Source organism: Ruegeria sp. CG4 (assembly GCF_056537185.1).
On sequence record NZ_JBQFRB010000002.1, the window covers coordinates 587,134 to 604,849 of the forward strand.

The following is a 17,716-nucleotide window of genomic DNA, read 5'->3' on the forward strand; positions in this document are numbered from 1 at the left end:
CTAACGGGCGCAACTGGGTAACGCGACGGGTTTCTCGTATGAATATCACGTTTCTTCTGAACGGAGAGACAGTGGAGCTGGCGGATGTCAATCCGACAGCGACCCTGCTGGACTGGCTGCGCGAAGATCGTGGCCTGACCGGCACCAAGGAGGGCTGCAACGAAGGCGATTGCGGGGCCTGCACCGTCATGGTGACGGATGAGGGTGGCCACAAGGCGCTGAACTCCTGCATTCTGTTCCTGCCTCAACTACACGGCAAAGCGGTGCGCACCGTCGAAGGTGCCAGCGGCCCGAATGGCGAGTCCCATCCTGTTCAGCAGGCGATGGTTGATCTGCACGGGTCGCAGTGCGGCTTTTGCACCCCCGGCTTTGTCATGTCGATGGTGGCAAGTCACGCCAATGGTGCCACGGATCACGACACACAGCTTGCCGGAAACCTGTGCCGGTGCACGGGATACGCACCAATCATACGCGCGGCTGCAGCGGCCGAGGCGCAACCGGTTCCGGTTTGGGTCAAGGACAAGCCGGTGGCGACGCGGGTGACATCGCCCATGCTGCCGGGGTCAACGGATGAACTGGCGGCAGTTTATGCTCAGCATCCTGACGCCACCCTGGTTGCCGGCGCGACCGATGTTGGGCTTTGGGTCACGAAACAACTGCGGGATCTCGACCCGGTGATATTCCTGAACCGTTGCGACGACCTGAAAGAAATCACCATCACGGATGATGAAATCCGTTTTGGTGCGATGGTCGACATGAACCGCATGGGTGAGGCGTTGGCCGACCTGCATCCCTCCTACGCCGAGATGATCCGCCGTTACGCCAGTGTTCAGGTGCGCCACGCGGCCACCGTCGGTGGCAACATCGCCAACGGCTCGCCCATCGGGGACAACCCGCCTGCCCTGATTGCCTTGGGTGCAACACTGCATCTGCGCAAGGGTAATACACGCCGGTCGATCCCGCTGGAAGAGTTCTTCATCGACTACGGCATGCAGGACCGCACGCCGGGCGAATTCGTCGAGGCGGTCAGTTTCCCGCGCCAGGATGATCGCTTGAAAGCCTACAAGCTCAGCAAACGGTTCGATCAGGATATCTCGGCCGTGTGCGGGTGTTTCAACATCATTGTGGCAGACGGTGTCGTCGCTGATGCGCGTATCGCGTTCGGCGGCATGGCTGGCATTCCAAAGCGCGCCTCCAATGTCGAAGCGGCACTGACGGGTAAACCCTGGACAAACGAAACCGTTCAAGCCGCGATCCCGGCCTTTGCCAACGACTTCACGCCGATGACGGATATGCGCGCCTCGGCCACCTACCGATTGGAGACCGCAAAAGCGATGCTTGAGAGGTATTTCCTCGAAGATCAGGGCGAGGTGACCAACGTATTGGAGGTGTCCGCATGAGCGTGACCAAACCCCTCCCCCATGACGCGGCGCCGCTGCATGTCTCTGGAACCGCGCGCTATGTGGATGACATTCCCACACCAAAAGGTTCTCTGCATCTGGCCTTTGGATTGAGCCCGATTGCCAAGGGTACGATCACGTCGATGGATCTGTCAGCGGTGAAAGCTGCCGATGGGGTCGTCATGGTCATGACCGCCGACGACCTGCCGTTTGTAAACGATGTCTCTCCGTCGATCCATGACGAGCCCTTGCTGTCGGATGGCACGATCCACTACATTGGCCAGCCCGTTTTCCTTGTTATCGCCACCAGCCATCTGGCCGCGCGCAAGGCAGCCCGGCTGGGCAAAATCGACTACGCCGAAGAAACCCCGATCCTGACGGTCGAAGAGGCTTTGGCCGCGGACAGCCGGTTCGAAGATGGTCCCCGTATTTATGCCAAAGGTGACGCTGATGCCGCCATCGCCGGGGCCGCGCATGTCATCGAAGGCACGTTCGAGATCGGCGGGCAGGAGCATTTCTATCTGGAAGGCCAGGCCGCGCTGGCCGTGCCGAATGAAGGCGCGGATATGCTGGTGCACAGCTCGACCCAACACCCGACCGAGATTCAGCACAAAGTGGCGGATGCCTTGGGTGTTCCTATGCATGCCGTTCGTGTTGAGACCCGCCGTATGGGCGGAGGTTTTGGCGGAAAGGAAAGTCAGGGCAACGCTCTGGCCGTATCCTGTGCCGTGGCCGCCCGCGCCACCGGCAAGGCCTGCAAGATGCGCTATGACCGCGACGATGACATGATCATCACCGGCAAACGCCACGCCTTCCGTATCGCATACAAGGCCGGTTTCGATGAAAACGGGCACATTCAGGGTGTTTCCTTCCTGCAATATGCCATTTGCGGCTGGGCGCAGGACCTGTCCCTGCCTGTCGCCGACCGTGCGATGCTGCATTCCGACAACGCCTATCTGTTGCCCAATGCGCGGATCGAAAGCCACCGGCTGAAAACCAACACCCAATCCGCCACCGCTTATCGCGGCTTTGGCGGGCCGCAGGGTATGGTTGGTATCGAACGCGTCATGGATCACGCAGCTTATGAATTGGGCTTGGACCCGGTCGAACTGCGCCGCCGGAATTATTACGAACCGGCTCATGCTGTCGCGGACGCTGAGCCTGCGGAAAAACCTCTGGGCCATCCCGATCCGCACGAAGACCTGACCAGCCGCGGCGCTGTTGAGATGGGGGACGCCCCCGTGCGCCCCTTGCCCGCAGGCGGCAACACCACGCCCTACGGGATGGAAGTCAGCGATTTCGAACTGCACGGAATGACCGAAAAGCTGCTGAAAACCAGCGATTACGCGTCACGCAAGGCGGCCATCGAGAAGTGGAACGCCGAGAACAGAGTGATCAAGAAGGGCATCGCTTTTGCCCCGGTCAAGTTCGGTATTTCCTTCACGCTGACCCACCTGAACCAGGCGGGTGCGCTGGTGCATGTGTATCAGGACGGCTCTGTCCACCTGAACCATGGTGGTACCGAAATGGGCCAGGGCCTGTTTCAGAAGGTCGCGCAAGTTGCGGCCTCGCGCTTTGGCATTCCGCTCGAGATGGTGAAGATCACCGCAACCGATACCGCCAAGGTGCCTAACACTTCGGCGACAGCGGCATCCTCGGGCAGTGATCTGAACGGTATGGCGGTAAAAGCGGCCTGCGACACGATCCGAGACCGGATGGCCGATTATCTGGCCGAACGGCATCAGGCCGATCCGTCGGCGGTGACGTTCTCGGACGGACATGTCCTGGTCGGTGAGGAACGCTATACCTTCGCTGAAGCCGCCGCGCTGGCCTATCAGGGCCGCATCAGCCTGTCGGCGACCGGGTTCTACAAAACACCCAAGATCGAGTGGGACCGGATCAAGGGCCGTGGCCGTCCGTTCTTTTACTTTGCCTACGGTGCCTCGATCACCGAGGTCGCTGTCGACACGCTGACCGGTGAAAACCGCATCCTGCGCACGGATATCCTGCATGACGCAGGTGCGTCGCTGAACCCGGCGCTGGACATCGGGCAGGTCGAAGGCGGGTATGTTCAGGGCGCAGGCTGGCTGACAACCGAGGAACTGGTTTGGGACGGCAAGGGCAATCTGCGCACCCATGCGCCGTCGACGTACAAGATTCCGGCCTGTTCCGACCGGCCCGACATATTCAATGTCGCGCTCTGGGATGGCGAAAACCGCGAGGACACGATCTATCGGTCGAAAGCGGTCGGAGAGCCGCCCTTCATGCTGGGAATCTCTGCCTGGCTGGCACTGTCAAATGCGGTGGCAGCTTGCGGGGACAGCTATCCGGCATTGGATGCGCCCGCCACGGCTGAAGAGGTCTGGCGCGGCGTCCAAAGGATGAAGGGAGGCATCTGATGGGATTTGATCGGGAGGCTTTGAGGGAGGCGGTCAATACCCACGGCAAGGTGGTCCGGGTGGTTATCGCCGGGATCAAGGGGTCGTCCCCGCGCGAGGTCGGGGCCGCAATGCTTGTCTGGAAAGACGGGCAGTCCGGCACGATCGGAGGCGGCACTTTGGAATTTCAGGCGGCGGAAGCCGCAAGAACACAAGCCGTTTCGTCCCGCCTGACGCAACATGCGCTTGGCCCCGATCTGGGCCAGTGCTGCGGTGGTGCTGTGATGCTGCTCAGCGAGATCTATGATCTTGTTGCGGTGGAAGGGCTGGATGACAATATCATCGCTCGCCCGGTTTCGACAGGCGCGATGCCGCTGTCGGTCAAACGGATGCTGGCGCAAGCCCGGGGTCAGGGTGTCGAACCCGAAGCTCAGTTGTTAGACGGCTGGATGGTCGAGCCAGTTCACACACCGGCCCGCAATCTGTGGATCTGGGGCGCCGGCCATGTGGGCCGTGCCCTGGTCGATGTCCTGTCCCCTCTGCCCGATCTGGCAATCACCTGGGTCGATACCGGGCCTGAGCGGTTCCCAGAAACGGTGCCGCCGGGTGTAACCGCTGTTCCGGCCGCCAAGCCAGCGGAACTGGTTCGCCATGCACCGCGAGACGCAGAGCATTTGGTCCTGACCTACTCGCACAATCTGGACCTGGAGCTTTGCAACAGGCTGCTTTTGCACGATTTCCGCTTTGCCGGGCTGATCGGCTCGGCTACGAAATGGGCGCGATTCCGATCGCGGCTGGCAGCCCTTGGGCATTCGCCCGAACGGATCAGCCGGATCACCTGTCCAATCGGTGACACCGGCCTGGGCAAACACCCGCAGATGATTGCCGTTGGCGTCGCGGCGCAGCTTTTGCGCCCTGCCCGGCAGAACGAGTTGAAAAAGGACCTGAGCGCGTGACCACTCCATTGTTAAGCTTGCAGGGGCTGACCAAAGCCTATCCCGGCGTCGTGGCCAATGATCAGGTGTCCTTTGACATCGGCGAAGGCGAAGTTCACGCCCTGCTGGGTGAAAACGGCGCCGGCAAATCCACGCTGGTAAAGATGATCTACGGGCTGGTGAAGCCCGACAGCGGCACGATGCTGTTGCGCGGCCAATCCTTTGCGCCGCCGGAGCCCCGTGCCGCACGGGCCGACGGGATCGCGATGGTGTTCCAGCATTTCTCGCTGTTCGACGCACTGAATGTGGCCGAGAACATCGCATTGGGGATGGAGAACCCGCCACCCATGGGCGATCTGGCCTCGCGTATCCGGCAAGTGTCCGAAACCTACGGTCTGCCGCTGGACCCGTATCGCACGGTTGGTGATCTGTCTGCGGGCGAACGTCAGAGGGTCGAGATCATCCGCTGTCTGTTGCAGGAGCCCAAGCTCTTGATCATGGATGAGCCGACCTCGGTTCTGACGCCGCAGGAGGTTGATATCCTGTTCGAGACGCTGAACAAATTGCGGTCCGAAGGCACCTCGATCCTGTATATCTCGCACAAATTGGAAGAAATCCGCACGCTGTGTGATCACGCCACGATCCTGCGTCTGGGCAAGAATGTGGGCGAATGCGTTCCGTCCGAGACCTCGGCGCGGGACATGGCCGAGATGATGGTCGGTTCGACCCTGCAAACGCCGGAACGATCGGGGCGAGAGTTCGGGGACGTTGCGCTGGATGTCAGCGGATTGTCAGTGCCCTCGCCTTCTGAGTTCGGAACCGCGCTGAAGAATGTCCATATGACCGTCCGCAAGGGCGAGGTTCTGGGCATCGGGGGTGTTGCGGGCAATGGGCAGGATGAATTGCTTGGCGTGTTGTCCGGAGAAATTCAGACAACAGCCGACGCGATCAAGTTCAATGGACAGCCGATTGGCAAATTGGGGCCGACCGCACGGCGAAAGCTGGGCGTTCTGACCGCCCCCGAGGAGCGGTTGGGTCATGCGGCCGCTCCGGATATGAGCCTTACCGAAAATGCCCTGCTGACCGGTTCGGTCCGCGAAGGGCTGGAGAACAACGGGTTTCTGAAATGGGCCGAGACGAAGAGTTTCGCCGAAAAGATCATCAAGGCCTTTGATGTCCGCACGCCCGGGCCGGAAAATGCGGCCCGGTCTCTGTCCGGCGGCAACCTGCAGAAATTCGTTATCGGACGCGAAGTGTTGCAAAACCCCGACGTTCTGGTGGTGAACCAGCCCACTTGGGGTGTGGATGCGGCCGCAGCGGCCTCAATCCGACAGGCCATTCTGGATCTTGCAGCCAAGGGTACTGCCGTCATTTGCATCAGCCAGGATCTGGATGAGCTGATGGAGATCTCGGACAGTTTTGCCGCGTTGAATGAAGGACGCCTGAGCGCGCCACGCACGACCACAGGTCTGACCGTGGATGAGATCGGCCTGATGATGGGCGGCGCGCATGGCATGGAGGTGGCGCATGTGTAGACAGATTGACCGCCTCCGGCGGGAGTATTTTCAAAAAGATGAAGAACTTGGAGGGATGAGCAGGTGATTGTGTTGGAGAAACGGCCGCAACCGTCCAAGGCGTGGTCTTATGCGACCCCTCTTGTGGCCGTGCTGGCAACGATGGTGTTTGGCGGGCTTTTGTTCGCTATTTTGGGCAAGAACCCGCTGCAGGCAATCGGCACCATCTTTTGGGAGCCATTGTTCGGTGAGTTTTCCTTCTACTACCGGCCGCAACTGCTGGTGAAAGGCGCGCCGCTGGTGCTGATCGCGATTGGCCTTTCGCTGGGTTTCCGGGCCGGCATCTGGAATATCGGTGCCGAGGGCCAGTATATCATGGGCGCCATATTCGGCGCTGCTGCGGGACTTGCGTTCTACCCATTGGAGGGCTGGTACATCTTCCCGATAATGGTGATCGCCGGTGCGTTTGGCGGCTGGCTGTGGGCGATGATCCCGGCCTTTTTGAAAGTGCGCTTTGGCACCAACGAAATCCTTGTTTCGCTGATGCTGGTCTATGTGGCCGAGCAGATGCTGGCCTCGGTTTCTCTTGGCCTGCTGAAGAATCCCGAAGGGTTCGGCTTTCCCGGCTCGCGCAACCTGCAATCCTATGAAAGCGCGCATAATGCCGAACTGATCGCGGGATCGGGGATGCACTGGGGTGTCGTGACCGCCTTGATCGCGGTGATCTTTGCCTATGTGCTGCTGAACCGTCACATGCTGGGTTTTCACATCCGCCTGACAGGTGAGGCTCCACGCGCCGCGAAATTCGCCGGTGTAAACCCTGCTCGTCTGATCCTGTTCTGCCTGGGCCTGTCGGGCATGCTGGCCGGGCTGGCAGGCATGTTCGAGGTCTCGGGACCGGCCGGTGTCGTCAGCATCGATTTCAACGTGGGCTACGGCTTTACTGCGATCATCGTGGCCTTTTTGGGCCGCCTGCACCCGGTGGGTATCCTGCTGGCCGGTGGCCTGATGGCGCTGACCTATATTGGCGGCGAAATCGCCCAGTCTCAGATGGGCCTGCCGGCCGCAGCCATTCAGGTGTTCCAGGGGATGCTTCTGTTCTTCCTGCTGGCTTTCGATCTTCTGACAAACTACCGCATCCGTGCGGCCCGTAGCGAGGTGGCGTGACCCATGGACCTTGGTGAAATCAATCCCGTACTTCTGGTCGCCTCGCTGATGGTGGCCGCAACCCCCCTGCTTCTGGCCGCGATCGGAGAGCTTGTCGTCGAAAAGGCTGGCGTTCTGAACCTTGGCGTCGAAGGCATGATGATTGTGGGCGCGATCAGCGGTTTTGCAATCTCGGTCGAAACCGGCTCGCCTTGGCTGGGATTCATCGCGGCTGCTATCGGTGGCGCCGTTCTGTCCCTTCTGTTCGTCCTGCTGACGCAGGTGGCGCTGGCCAATCAGGTCGCCAGTGGCCTCGCGCTGACGCTGTTCGGTCTTGGGTTCAGTGCATTGATGGGACAGAGCTATGTAGGGATCAAACCGCCCAGCATGGGCGACATCCATATCCCTGTTCTGAGCGATATCCCGGTCATTGGCCCGATCCTGTTCCAGCACGATCCGATCCTATATGTCGGCATCGCTCTGACGGCCGCCGTCTGGGCCACGCTGAAATACACCCGTGTTGGTCTGATCCTGCGCGCGGTGGGTGAAAACCACGATGCGGCGCACGCCCTGGGCTACAAGGTCATCAAGATCCGCATCATGGCGATCCTGTTCGGCGGAGCCTGTGCCGGACTTGGCGGCGCGTACATCAGCCTGATCCGTGTTCCGCAGTGGACCGAGGGCATGACCGCCGGTGTTGGCTGGATTGCTCTGGCTCTGGTCGTGTTCGCAAGCTGGAAGCCGTGGCGTGCATTGTTGGGTGCTTATTTGTTTGGCGGAATCACAGTGTTGCAGCTTAATCTGCAGGCAGCGGGCGTTGCCATTCCAGTCGAGTATCTGGCAATGTCGCCATACATCATCACGATCCTTGTGCTTGTGATCCTTTCGGCCGACAAGAGCAGCGCACCTGCCTCACTGGGCCGGACCTTCCATGCCTCGCACTAGACGGGGCCAACTGAACCAACTTGGGGAGTAACTAAATGAAATTCACAACACTTCTGACAAGCGCCGCCATGGCGCTGGGTCTGGCGACAAGCGCTATGGCCGAAGACAAAACCAAGGTCGGGTTTGTTTATGTCGGCCCCGTGGGCGACGGCGGCTGGACCTATGAACACAACAAGGGCCGTCTGGCCGTTGAGGAGCATTTCGGCGACAAGGTCGAAACCGTGTTTGTTGAATCGGTGCCCGAAGGCCCGGACGCCGAACGTGTGATGACTCAGATGGCGCTGGAAGGTGCTGACCTGATCTTTACCACCTCGTTCGGCTACATGGACCCGACCATCAACGTGGCCAAGAAATTCCCGAACGTGAAGTTCGAGCACGCAACCGGCTACAAGACTGCCGACAACGTCTCGGTCTATTCGGCACGCTTTTATGAAGGCCGCGCCGTTCAGGGCCACATCGCCGGGAAAATGACCCAGTCGAACATCGTCGGTTACATCGGCTCGTACCCAATCCCCGAAGTGATCCGCGGCATCAACTCAGCCTACATCCACGCCAAGAAGGTGAACCCGGATGTCGATTTCAAAATCGTCTGGGCCTACACTTGGTTCGACCCGGCGAAAGAGGCCGACGCGGCCACTGTTCTGATCGAACAGGGTGCGGACGTGATCCTGCAGCATACCGACTCGACCGCGCCGCAGGCGGCCGCGCAAGAGGCAGGCAATGTCATCACGTTCGGTCAGGCCTCGGACATGAGCGAATACGCCCCGAAGCCACGCGTATCCTCGATCATCGACAACTGGGCGCCTTACTACATCGCGCGCACCCAGGCCGTTATGGATGGATCGTGGCAAACCGTGAACACCTGGGACGGCATCAAGGAAGGCATGGTTGAGATTGGCGAAATCTCGGACGCAGTGCCTGCTGACGTGAAAGAGGAAGCGCTGGCCATGAAGGCAGCCATTGCTGACGGCAGCTACCACCCGTTCACCGGCCCGCTGAAAAAGCAGGACGGCAGCGACTGGCTGGCCGAAGGTGAAGTGGCCGATGACGGTACACTGGCCGGTATGAACTTCTATGTCGAAGGTCTGGAAGGCGAGATTCCGCAGTAAACACTGTAAGATTGAAACATTAGGGTTGGCCCTCGGGCCAACCCTTTTTTGTTTCCTTGGCAGCTACGGCACGGCAGATCGCCAGAATACAGCAGGACCTGATTTCAGTTGGCGACTGTTCCCCATCGCCCCAAGCAAAGCCCTATCCATACTGGCTGTCGTTCGCCAGCGTGCTTGCGAACCGCTGCCGCAAGACCGGCCGTTGCGTGTTAACCGGCAAGCAGATTGCTCAATGCCCGCTCAGAACCAGCGTGTTGACCGGCATCAGGATCAGGCGCAGGCGCAGGCCAGCCGCGTGGACGACACCGATCGTGTCGACGACATGCAGAAACGCAGCCTCCCAGAAACCCAGGTCTTCATGCTCCAGCCGCTCGTGGTTGTCCGTGTACACATTTGCCAGACAATTGCTGCCCGCCGGAATGTCGTCCGCCATGCCTTTGTACAGCGGTTCGAGATAGACAAGGATCGACCCGGGCACCGTATTGGTCTGCACATCGCGCAATTCGTCCGAGGGGCGGATCTGACCCGAGGGGATCACGTCCTGCACCTCGACCACAACCATCGGGATCACCGTAAACGGTTTGGTCATGCAGCCAAGCTCTCCGATCATGCCGGGCTTGATGACCTGTGCGGACAGCTGATTGAAGGCCGCCTGGAACCGGTCATGACCGGACGAGGACGGAACCAGAATACCAGCCGGGCGCAGCAGCGGGCTGACATAGTCGCCGACCTGCAATCCGAACTGTTCGACACGGCCCGTGACCCCCGCATTGATGACGGTTTTGTCCAGGTCGGTCAGGGCAGCGTCCAGTTGTGCATTGGCACTGGCCAGTTGCGCGGGAATCAACTCTTCGATCTGCTGAACGACGGCAGCGCGCCGGGATTGGGCTGCTGTCACTTGGGCTTCACGCTCGACCACCAGGTTTTCAAGGCGGTCGATTTCGGCCAGACGCACAGCGCTTGACCCTTCGTCGCGCAGGGTTGTATTGCGCTCAAGATCCTCCAGCGCCTGATCAAGCGCGGCCTTTGCGCCGGCAATCCCGGCTTCCGCCTCGGCCAGATCGGTTTGCGCGACTTTCAGCGAGGCCTGAACCTGCGCGATTTCAGCATGCGCCGCCTCGACCTGCGCGGTCTGGGCCAGATCCTCGATCCGGAAGATCGGTTGCCCGGCCGTGACCTGTTCGTTGTTACGAACGTAAACCTCGGACACGCGCCCGCCCAGTTGCGGCAGGATGGTGACAGTGCGGAAATAGGACGCCGCCGTGCTGCTGGCGGGATGAAAATAAAACAGCGTGGTGATCACGGTCAGCGCCAGAATGGCACAGGTGGTCAGACCCCAGCGCAGTTCGTACCACATGGTGAACAGTGTGATCTCATGTCCGATCCGCTTGCCCTGAACATAGCGTCGAAACAGATAATCCGGCAGCACCGTGACCAGCGCACACATCAATGTCTCAAGCATGACTTAGTGCTCCTGCTGCGGTTCTTGTGCCGGTTGTGGCGCGGGTGGTTCCGGCGCGCGCTGCGGCGCCAGGGACCGGATGGCATCGGCAATTCCACGCAGGGGTGCAGCAAAATCCGGGAACTGAAACCCGGCCACAAGGATCGCCGCGACCCAGAACAGACCGTTATGAGTGAACAACGCCAGCAGCGCCAGAATACCCACCAGCTGAAATTGCGGATGGTTGGACTGGTGTGCAATTTTCTCGGGAATCGAATGCAGGGTGAAATATGCAACCCCAAGCAAAACAATCACGACAACAGTAAAAACCAGCATGAAAGTGAAAAGAAAATCGCTTCCGTCTGCCTGTGTCACGTAGGACGGAATATGTCCCGTGGCCATCGGGTGTAAATCTGCGGCGTTCACCCTGCCCTCCCTTTATCTGATTGCCCACTGTTTGAATGGGTTGAAGCGCAAATTCAAGCCTGCTTGAATGACCTGACCCCGCTTCACGGGTTGTGTTCCATAAACATCGATTCAGACGGATAAAACGAGTTGATTGATTTTCTGATCATTGGCGGCGGCATCGCCGGTCTGAGCGCAGGCGCACGCCTGTCGCAATTTGGCTCTGTCACCGTGCTGGAAGCAGAAGACGCGCTGGGGTATCACGCTTCGGGTCGGTCGGCTGCCCTGTTCGAAGAAAGCTATGGGCCACCGTCGGTGGTCGCGTTGAACAGGGCCGGTGCGCAGTTTCTGCAATCCGATAACGGCGGATATCTGACACCTCGGGGGATCATGCTGGTTGCGGCACCCCATCAGGCCGAAGAATTCAGGAAAGATGCCGAAAACCTGAGCGTGGCGCCGATTTCCACGGAAGACGCCTTGGCCCGTGTCCCGATCCTGGACCCGGACACGCTGGCCTTCGCGGCAGTTGGTCATGCCGCGTTTGACATCGACACGGACCGGTTGTTGCAGGATTTTGCCCGAACCATACGAAAGAACGGCGGCCAAATTCTGACCAGGCGCAAGGTCAATGCAATCAGCAAGCCCCGGCACTGGGAAATAAAGGCAGATCAGGTTTATCAAGCCCGGATGCTGGTCAATGCCGCTGGCGCATGGGCTAATGAAATCGCGGAACTGGCCGGGATCGCACCGCTCGGCATCACGCCGTATCGCAGATCGATGGCCCGCATTCCTGCGCCGGGCGGATATGACGTGCGCGGCTGGCCCATGATGCTGGGTGCCGGCGACAGCTGGTATGCAAAGCCGGACGCGGGAAATCTGATCGTGTCCCCTAGCGAGACTGATCCCGTCGCCCCCCACGATGCCTATGCCGATGACATGGTTCTGGCTGAAGGGTTGGCCCGGTATGAAGCGATGGTCACGGAACCTGTCAACCGGGTTTTGGCGAACTGGGCGGGATTGCGCAGTTTTGCCCCGGACGGAACTCTGGTTCTGGGGCCTGATCCCGGCGACCCCTCGTTCGTCTGGTCCGTCGGTCAGGGCGGTTACGGGTTTCAGACCGCACCCGCTGCATCACAGCTTGTCGCGGATCTGACAACAGGCGCCGCCCCCGAACTGGATCAGGAAACAGTCGCCGCTTTGAGCCCGGCGAGGTTTAACGCATGACCCGCCGCAAGTTGCCCTCGAACGCGAGCGTTGCGACGCCGGAGGCCGGCGGAAAATTGGTTGCTCCGGCCGCAGGCCGGAACAGCGGTGTTCTTTGCGACCTGTTGCTGCAATGGGCACTGCGTTCAGGTTCCGCGCTTGAGATTGCCAGTGGCACAGGCCAGCATGTCAGTGCCTTTGCGACCGTCCTGCCCGAAGTCAATTGGCAACCGACCGAAATTGATCCTGTTCGCCGCGCCAGCATCGACGCCTATACAACGGCCCTGGCCAACGTATCGAAGGCCGCGCATCTGGATGCCACAACCGAGGGCTGGCACAAGCAGTTTGCAGAGCTCGACCTTGTGGTCCTGATCAACCTGCTTCACCTTATCAGTTGGGACGAAACAAAGACGCTTCTGACGGAAGTCGCCCGGGCGCTGTGCGTAAATGGGCGTTTTGTCCTTTATGGCCCGTTCAAGCGTTCCGGTACCCTGACCAGCGACGGTGACCGACGCTTTCATGACGCCCTATTCCAGCAAGACCCTGAAATCGGGTACAAAAACGATGATGACATCGCTGAATTCATGGAAGGGCAAGGATTGAGTGTTGTCGAAAGAGTGGAGTTACCTGCAAATAATCTAGCCTTCATTGCGAATAAACGCGGCAACTGATCAAGATCAAAGTCTAGTGGTGACCTTCGATATATTCCGTTTTTTGTATATAACGGAGAACGTCAATGACCTGGACGACAAAACTGTCTGAAACCCGAAGCGGTTTGCACAACCTGAATGGGGCGATTCCCGACACGGCGCGCGCCTTCGGCGCGTTGGGAAAGTCCGTCAAAGAAGGCGGTGCGTTAGACTACAAGATCAAGGAATTCATCGCGCTTGGGATGTCGATCGCCGTGCGCTGTGAACCCTGCATTTCGTTGCACACAGAAGCCCTTGTGAAAGCCGGGGCTTCACGCGACGAAGTCTCGGACGTGCTTTCAATGGCCATCCAGATGGGCGGTGGACCATCCATGATGTACGCGGCCAAGGCATTGGAATGTTTCGACGAACTTTCCAATAAGTAGCAATAAGTTACCCTATAAGCCCAGCGCAAAAGGCGGCGCACTTCAGGTGCACCGCCCGTGGTTCTTACTTAACCGTCCTTGCGGATGGTTTCGTTTTTCGGATCGTAGGGGCTGTCGCAGGTCACGACCGCATCCCACAGCTTGTCCTGAATTTTAACCTGCAGCTTGGTGCCTTCGACCGCCAGCTCGGGCTTCACATAGCCCATGCCGATGGATTTCTCAAAGGCCACCGAATATCCACCCGAGGTCAGACGACCCACGCGCTCACCTTCCGGCGTGTACAGCGCCTCGCGGCCCCACGGGTCGGCATCGTCCGGGCCGTCGATCAGCAGGGTGCAGCATTTCACGCGCACGCCGGTCTCTTCCAGCTTGGCCTTGCCGTAGAAGTCCTTGGACAGGTCGACAAAACGCGGCAGATCGGCTTCCAGCGGGGTTGCATCGCGCCCCAGTTCGGTGCCGAAGGCGCGATAGGATTTCTCCTGACGCAGCCAGTTCTGAGCGCGGGCTCCGACCAGCTTCATACCGTGCTTCTCACCAGCTTTTTCCAGCAGGTCGAACAGGTAGTTCTGCATCTCGATCGGGTGGTGCAGTTCCCAGCCCAGCTCACCGGTATAGGCCACACGGATCGCGTTGACCGGGCACATACCCAATTCGATCTGACGGGCCGACAACCACGGGAAGCGCTTGTTGGACAGTGCGGTTTCCGGGTCGGCATCCTTGATGACCTCTTTCAGAACGTCACGCGACTTGGGTCCGGCGATGGCGAAGACGCCCCACTGGGTGGTCACGTCCTGGATCTCGATGTAACCGAACTCCTCCATCTTGTCCTCGGCCGCCTTGCGCAGGTAGTCGGCGTCGTACTCGGTCCAGGCACCGGCAGAGACGATGTAGTAGTTGTTCTCGCCATTGCGGACGATGGTGTATTCGGTGCGGGTGGTGCCGTGCGAGGTCAGCGCGTAGGTCAGGTTGATACGACCGACCTTGGGTAGCTTGTTACAGGTGAACCAATCCAAGAATTGGGTTGCACCGGGGCCTTTGACGACATGTTTGGTGAAGGCCGACGCGTCGATCAGGCCAACGCCTTCGCGGATCGCCTTGGCTTCTTCGACGGCATGTTGCCACCAGCCACCACGGCGGAACGAGCGGCTTTCCTTGTCGAAGTTGTCAGGTGCATCGACGGGGCCGAAATAGTTCGGGCGTTCCCACCCGTTGACCCATCCGAACTGTGCGCCACGTGCTTTCTGCCGATCATAGGCCGGAACGGTACGCAGCGGACGGCAGGCTTCACGCTCTTCATCCGGGTGGTGCAGGATGTAGACGTGCTCATAACACTCTTCGTTCTTGCGCGCTGCGAACTCGGTGGTCATCCAGTTGGACGAATACCGCTTGGGGTCCAGCGAGGCCATGTCGATCTCAGCTTCGCCATCGACCATCATCTGAGCCAGATAATAGCCGGTGCCGCCCGCGGCGGTGATCCCGAACGAGAAACCTTCGGCCAGCCACATGTTGCGCAGGCCTGGTGCCGGACCAACCAGCGGGTTGCCGTCGGGGGTATAGCAGATCGGGCCGTTGAAGTCGTCCTTCAGGCCGGACTCGGCACAGGAAGGCACACGTTCGGCCATTGCCATGTACTGATCCGCGATCCGGTCCAGATCCAGCGGGAACAGGTCGGCACGGAAGCTGTCTGGTACACCGTGCTCAAAGCGCGCGGGTGCGCCGTGTTCATAGATCCCCAGAATCCAGCCGCCACGCTCTTCACGCGCGTAGGACTCGTTGTCGGCGTCACGCACAACGGGGTGTTCCGGGTTGCCTGCTTCGCGCCATTTGACCAGTTCGGGGTCTTTGTCCATGACGATGAATGTGTGCTCAACCGGGATGGCAGGCATCTTGATGCCCAGCATCTTGGCAGTGCGCTGTGCGTGGTTGCCCGATGCGGTCACGACATGCTCGGCTGTGATCACGAGCTTCTCGTCGCTTTCGACAAGGTTGCCACCCTTTTCCACCATCTTGGTGCAGGTGACTTCCCAGTGGGTGCCGTTCCAGTGGAACGCATCGGCCTGCATCTTGCGCACGATATCAACGCCACGCTGACGGGCGCCCTTGGCCATCGCCTGTGTCACGTCGGCGGGGTTAATGTAACCGTCCTCGGTGTGATAGATCGCGCCCTTCAGGTCCGAGGTCTCGATCAGCGGCCAGCGTTCCTTGATCTGCTCGGGTGTCAGCCACTCGTAGGCGACGTCGCAGGTTTCGGCTGTGGACGCATAGAGCATGTATTCGTCCATACGCTCTTGCGTTTGCGCCATGCGCAGGTTGCCGACCACGGCGAAACCTGCGTTCAAGCCGGTTTCCTCCTCGAGCGTCTTGTAGAAATCGACCGAGTATTTGTGGATGTGAGTTGTCGCATAAGACATGTTGAACAGCGGCAGCAGACCGGCGGCATGCCATGTCGATCCGGACGTCAATTCGTCCCGCTCGATCAGCATCACATCGTCCCAGCCCGCCTTGGCCAGATGATACGCAATCGAGGTGCCGACGGCGCCGCCGCCAACGACCAGTGCTTTGACTTGGGTTTTCATATGCCCGCTCTCCGGAATGAATCTGTTTGGCATGGTTTATGACGAATGGCGCATCTGTCCGCAAAGTCCATCCGACGCAAAAACGGACAAAACCGACCTTAGTGCACGAACAACAGAAGTTCGGTCAGCTGAAGATCGTTTAATTTGAGTATTTGGGAAAAGATGAAGCGGCAGGGCCGCTCACAATATCTTGCCCGGGTTCATGATATTGTCCGGATCCAAAGCAGATTTGATTGCGGCCATGTAATCCAACGCGGCCCCAAGCTCTCGATGAAGGTAGGGTCGCTTGCCTTGCCCGATGCCATGTTCACCCGTGCAAGTTCCGTCCAAAGAGATGGCCAGATCATTCAGCCAGCCGACGAATTGTTCAGCATTGGACACCTCGGCTGTATTGTCCATGTCGATCAACAACAGAGTGTGGAAGTTGCCGTCCCCGACATGCCCTACCATCGGCGCGACCAGGCCCAGCTCGGCCGCTTTGGCCTGCGTGGCAGTCACACATTCGGAGAGACGCGAGATCGGGACGCAGACATCGGTCGAAATACCACTTGTGCCGGGTCGCAATTGCAGACACGCCCAGTACATGTCGTGGCGGGCCTGCCAAAGCCTGTTACGTTCTTCCGTGGTCGAGGTTGCGGCGAAATCGGTCCCGCCAAACTCATCCGCGATGTGTCCGAATGTTTCGGCCTGTTCGATGGCACCGGATTCGGACCCGTGAAACTCGAGCAGCAAGAGCGGTGTTTCAGGGAGAGCCAGGCCGGAATAGGCATTGGCCGCCTTGACCGACAACTCGTCCAGCAATTCGATCCGGGCCACGGGGATGCCGTATTGGATGGTCATCATGACGGCCTGACAGGCCGCATCGACGGAGGGAAAGGAACACCGGGCTGAACTGATCGCCTCAGGGATGCCCTGAAGGCGCAGCGTCAGTTCGGTGATGATGCCCAAGGTGCCCTCGGCCCCGATCAGCAGCCGGGTCAGGTCATATCCGGCCGAGGATTTTTTGGCCCTGTGACCAGTGCGAATGATCCGCCCATCCGGCATCACGGCCTCGAGGCTGAGTATATTGTCCTTCATCGTGCCGTAGCGGACGGCATTTGTGCCTGACGCGCGGGTCGCAGCCATCCCGCCCAGCGAGGCATTCGCCCCCGGGTCGATGGGAAAAAACAGGCCCTGATCCCGCAGATACGTATTCAGATCCTCACGCGTGACACCGGGTTGCACAAGACAGTCCAGATCACCGGCATTGACCGCCAGTATCTTGTTCATCTGGCTCAGATCAACGCAAACCCCACCTGCGGGCGCGTTCACGTGCCCTTCCAGCGAAGTGCCGGTTCCAAATGCAATCACCGGCACTTTGTGAAGGGCACAGGTGCTGACGATATCCGAGACTTCTGTGGTTGAGTGTGGAAAGACCACCGCGTCCGGCGGCTGGTTTTCTATCCAGGTCGTCGTATGCCCATGCTGCTCGCGGATGGCATCACCCGTTTGCAGCCGGTCCCCGAATGTCTGTTTCAGGATACCGATTGCGGTTGCAATCCCGTCCTCATTCCGGGGCAAAGCGTTTGCCTGCACCATGGTCTTTCCTT

Annotated in this window: 14 protein-coding genes; 10 read left to right on the forward strand and 4 right to left on the reverse strand. The window is 59.6% G+C overall.

The window, feature by feature from the left end; all coding sequences use genetic code 11:
• Positions 1 to 38: 38 nt before the first annotated feature.
• The 7 genes from xdhA (at position 39) to ACR0J2_RS09355 (ending at position 9,427) form a co-directional block, all read left to right on the forward strand.
• Positions 39 to 1,400: a xanthine dehydrogenase small subunit gene (gene xdhA / locus ACR0J2_RS09325; protein ID WP_480812366.1), complete on the forward strand. Its 1,362-nt coding sequence runs from the start codon at positions 39 to 41 to the stop codon at positions 1,398 to 1,400.
• Complete coding sequence (gene xdhB / locus ACR0J2_RS09330) at positions 1,397 to 3,799, forward strand: xanthine dehydrogenase molybdopterin binding subunit (protein ID WP_480812367.1); 2,403 nt, start codon at positions 1,397 to 1,399, stop codon at positions 3,797 to 3,799. Before xdhA ends, xdhB begins: the two co-directional genes overlap by 4 nt.
• Positions 3,799 to 4,734 carry a xanthine dehydrogenase accessory protein XdhC gene (gene xdhC / locus ACR0J2_RS09335; protein WP_480812368.1) on the forward strand — a complete coding sequence of 312 codons (936 nt, stop codon included), beginning with the start codon at positions 3,799 to 3,801 and terminating at the stop codon, positions 4,732 to 4,734. Before xdhB ends, xdhC begins: the two co-directional genes overlap by 1 nt.
• Positions 4,731 to 6,248, forward strand: coding sequence for an ABC transporter ATP-binding protein (locus ACR0J2_RS09340; protein ID WP_170614851.1), 1,518 nt, complete (start codon positions 4,731 to 4,733; stop codon positions 6,246 to 6,248). Before xdhC ends, ACR0J2_RS09340 begins: the two co-directional genes overlap by 4 nt.
• Before the next feature lie 63 nt (positions 6,249 to 6,311).
• Positions 6,312 to 7,394 carry an ABC transporter permease gene (locus ACR0J2_RS09345; protein WP_170614852.1) on the forward strand — a complete coding sequence of 361 codons (1,083 nt, stop codon included), beginning with the start codon at positions 6,312 to 6,314 and terminating at the stop codon, positions 7,392 to 7,394.
• Between the two features lie 3 nt (positions 7,395 to 7,397).
• A complete protein-coding gene (locus ACR0J2_RS09350) occupies positions 7,398 to 8,318 on the forward strand; it encodes an ABC transporter permease (RefSeq protein ID WP_170614853.1) in 921 nt (306 codons plus the stop codon).
• A 35-nt stretch (positions 8,319 to 8,353) separates the two neighbouring features.
• On the forward strand, positions 8,354 to 9,427 hold the full coding sequence (locus ACR0J2_RS09355; RefSeq protein ID WP_480812369.1) for a BMP family ABC transporter substrate-binding protein: 1,074 nt from the start codon (positions 8,354 to 8,356) through the stop codon (positions 9,425 to 9,427).
• Between the two features lie 229 nt (positions 9,428 to 9,656).
• Here the strand turns inward: ACR0J2_RS09355 and ACR0J2_RS09360 are convergent, their stop codons facing one another.
• Both ACR0J2_RS09360 and ACR0J2_RS09365 read right to left on the reverse strand, forming a co-directional pair.
• The gene (locus tag ACR0J2_RS09360; RefSeq protein WP_480812370.1) at positions 9,657 to 10,889 is read right to left on the reverse strand and encodes an HlyD family secretion protein; all 1,233 of its coding nucleotides are present in this window, start codon (positions 10,887 to 10,889) and stop codon (positions 9,657 to 9,659) included.
• Positions 10,890 to 10,892: 3 nt separating this feature from the next.
• Complete coding sequence (locus tag ACR0J2_RS09365) at positions 10,893 to 11,294, reverse strand: hypothetical protein (protein WP_480442174.1); 402 nt, start codon at positions 11,292 to 11,294, stop codon at positions 10,893 to 10,895.
• Between the two features lie 129 nt (positions 11,295 to 11,423).
• Between ACR0J2_RS09365 and ACR0J2_RS09370 the strand changes: the two genes are divergently transcribed.
• The 3 genes from ACR0J2_RS09370 (at position 11,424) to ACR0J2_RS09380 (ending at position 13,551) form a co-directional block, all read left to right on the forward strand.
• Positions 11,424 to 12,497: an NAD(P)/FAD-dependent oxidoreductase gene (locus ACR0J2_RS09370; RefSeq protein ID WP_480812371.1), complete on the forward strand. Its 1,074-nt coding sequence runs from the start codon at positions 11,424 to 11,426 to the stop codon at positions 12,495 to 12,497.
• A complete protein-coding gene (locus ACR0J2_RS09375; RefSeq protein WP_480812372.1) occupies positions 12,494 to 13,147 on the forward strand; it encodes a DUF938 domain-containing protein in 654 nt (217 codons plus the stop codon). The genes ACR0J2_RS09370 and ACR0J2_RS09375 overlap by 4 nt, the downstream gene beginning before the upstream one ends.
• Before the next feature lie 65 nt (positions 13,148 to 13,212).
• Positions 13,213 to 13,551, forward strand: a complete 339-nt coding sequence (locus ACR0J2_RS09380; RefSeq protein ID WP_480812373.1) for a carboxymuconolactone decarboxylase family protein — start codon at positions 13,213 to 13,215, stop codon at positions 13,549 to 13,551.
• Positions 13,552 to 13,619: 68 nt separating this feature from the next.
• Here ACR0J2_RS09380 and ACR0J2_RS09385 read toward each other — a convergent pair whose 3' ends face one another.
• Positions 13,620 to 16,127 carry a GcvT family protein gene (locus ACR0J2_RS09385; RefSeq protein WP_480812374.1) on the reverse strand — a complete coding sequence of 836 codons (2,508 nt, stop codon included), beginning with the start codon at positions 16,125 to 16,127 and terminating at the stop codon, positions 13,620 to 13,622.
• Between the two features lie 180 nt (positions 16,128 to 16,307).
• Positions 16,308 to 17,705 carry an FAD-binding oxidoreductase gene (locus ACR0J2_RS09390; protein WP_480812375.1) on the reverse strand — a complete coding sequence of 466 codons (1,398 nt, stop codon included), beginning with the start codon at positions 17,703 to 17,705 and terminating at the stop codon, positions 16,308 to 16,310.
• Positions 17,706 to 17,716: the final 11 nt, after the last annotated feature.

Excerpts from the sequence above, each read along its gene's own strand:
- ACR0J2_RS09380 (WP_480812373.1), top strand. The coding sequence starts at position 13,213 with ATGACCTGGACGACAAAACTGTCTGAAACCCGAAGCGGTTTGCACAAC.
- ACR0J2_RS09375 (WP_480812372.1), top strand. The coding sequence starts at position 12,494 with ATGACCCGCCGCAAGTTGCCCTCGAACGCGAGCGTTGCGACGCCGGAG.
- ACR0J2_RS09360 (WP_480812370.1), bottom strand. The coding sequence starts at position 10,889 with ATGCTTGAGACATTGATGTGTGCGCTGGTCACGGTGCTGCCGGATTAT.
- xdhB (WP_480812367.1), top strand. The coding sequence starts at position 1,397 with ATGAGCGTGACCAAACCCCTCCCCCATGACGCGGCGCCGCTGCATGTC.
- ACR0J2_RS09385 (WP_480812374.1), bottom strand. The coding sequence starts at position 16,127 with ATGAAAACCCAAGTCAAAGCACTGGTCGTTGGCGGCGGCGCCGTCGGC.
- xdhA (WP_480812366.1), top strand. The coding sequence starts at position 39 with ATGAATATCACGTTTCTTCTGAACGGAGAGACAGTGGAGCTGGCGGAT.
- ACR0J2_RS09355 (WP_480812369.1), top strand. The coding sequence starts at position 8,354 with ATGAAATTCACAACACTTCTGACAAGCGCCGCCATGGCGCTGGGTCTG.
- ACR0J2_RS09390 (WP_480812375.1), bottom strand. The coding sequence starts at position 17,705 with ATGGTGCAGGCAAACGCTTTGCCCCGGAATGAGGACGGGATTGCAACC.
- xdhC (WP_480812368.1), top strand. The coding sequence starts at position 3,799 with ATGGGATTTGATCGGGAGGCTTTGAGGGAGGCGGTCAATACCCACGGC.
- ACR0J2_RS09350 (WP_170614853.1), top strand. The coding sequence starts at position 7,398 with ATGGACCTTGGTGAAATCAATCCCGTACTTCTGGTCGCCTCGCTGATG.